This window comes from Duganella flavida (assembly GCF_009857445.1).
Classification (GTDB): Bacteria; Pseudomonadota; Gammaproteobacteria; order Burkholderiales; family Burkholderiaceae_D; genus Rugamonas; species Rugamonas flavida.
Genome location: NZ_WWCN01000049.1, coordinates 1 through 1055, shown reverse-complemented (window position 1 = coordinate 1055; position 1055 = coordinate 1). Strand labels below are relative to the sequence as shown.

Annotated in this window: 2 protein-coding genes; both read left to right on the top strand. The window is 52.0% G+C overall.

What is annotated here, in order from left to right:
- The first annotated feature begins 228 nt into the window (after nucleotides 1–228).
- Nucleotides 229–429, top strand: a complete 201-nt coding sequence (locus tag GTP46_RS29120; RefSeq protein ID WP_161010115.1) for a hypothetical protein — start codon at nucleotides 229–231, stop codon at nucleotides 427–429.
- Between the two features lie 211 nt (nucleotides 430–640).
- On the top strand, nucleotides 641–931 hold the full coding sequence (locus GTP46_RS29115; protein ID WP_161010114.1) for a hypothetical protein: 291 nt from the start codon (nucleotides 641–643) through the stop codon (nucleotides 929–931).
- The last annotated feature ends 124 nt before the right edge of the window (nucleotides 932–1055 follow it).

Here is a 1055-nt window from a genome sequence, read left to right as displayed (position 1 = left end):
CAGTTGTTGGAATGAAGATCAATGCCACAAAATAACATGACGTCCTCCTCGATAAAGTTCGGATTCGTACCGTGACTTTATTCCTCGGCTCGGCCGAAGGGAGGACGGCTAGATGATTATCAATTCAGCGAGCAAACGAACACAATAGTGCTAGGTAAAGGCCAACTCAAGGCATACACTGCATTAAATTAGTGACAATCGGCCCATGCCCCCCAAGGGAGAACTTTCGTGTTTCCAAGCGTCAGCATCAAAGAACTCAACACGTTGCAGTTAATGGAAAGTCTCGGCAGAGACTATCAGCCGATCTTCCCTGAAGCGGGAATTCTAGCAGCGCTTGGACTTGTGAAGCGCGATCTAGGCGGTAGCTTCTGTCTTACCGCCTCCGGCCTCGACTACTTACGGTGGCGCGAAATCAACCTGCCCCGCTGATGCCGCGTCAATCAAACACAGGTAAGCCTCCAGCGCGTGCCAATGCAATCGCATTCATCGAGCCTGTACTGGCCAAACCTGCAAAGGAATTCACGGGGTCATACGGAGGCAGCATTCTGCACTGCGAGGAAGCAGACACCGATGCCCTTAAGTGAGCACGGCGAAAATCTTAAAGCCGAATGGACAGCAGGCCCGCTGTGGGAGAAAAATCATGAAAATTACCTGCGGCACTGATGCCGGCCAGGAGTCGGACGAAAGCCTGGCCGCTCGTTATGAAATCACGTTTGATGGGAAGCGGTACACTTTCCGGGAGTACAAATACGATCGGTTCGGAGATGCCTTACGCTATGCAGCTATGACGCATGCTAAACAAGGATTTTTGCAAGACAAGGCGTTTCAGCCACTGTGGCTGGCGGCATATTCTCCAACAGCCGAAGACGAAGCAATAATGAGGCTGCATGGTATTGCCTATGTCGAAGGGCATTACCTTTACGGCAGCTAGCTACCTTACCTGCAGAGAAATCAAGCTGCTGACGGAAATGGACATCGACAGCATGCCTGTCGGCCCGGTCGAAGCCAGCGGCATGAAGGCCAACTTGGCTATTATTCGGGCCTTGCAGGCACAG

What these genes read in the sequence shown, in the direction of transcription:
- GTP46_RS29115 (WP_161010114.1), top strand. Translation starts at nt 641, where the DNA reads ATGAAAATTACCTGCGGCACTGATGCCGGCCAGGAGTCGGACGAAAGC.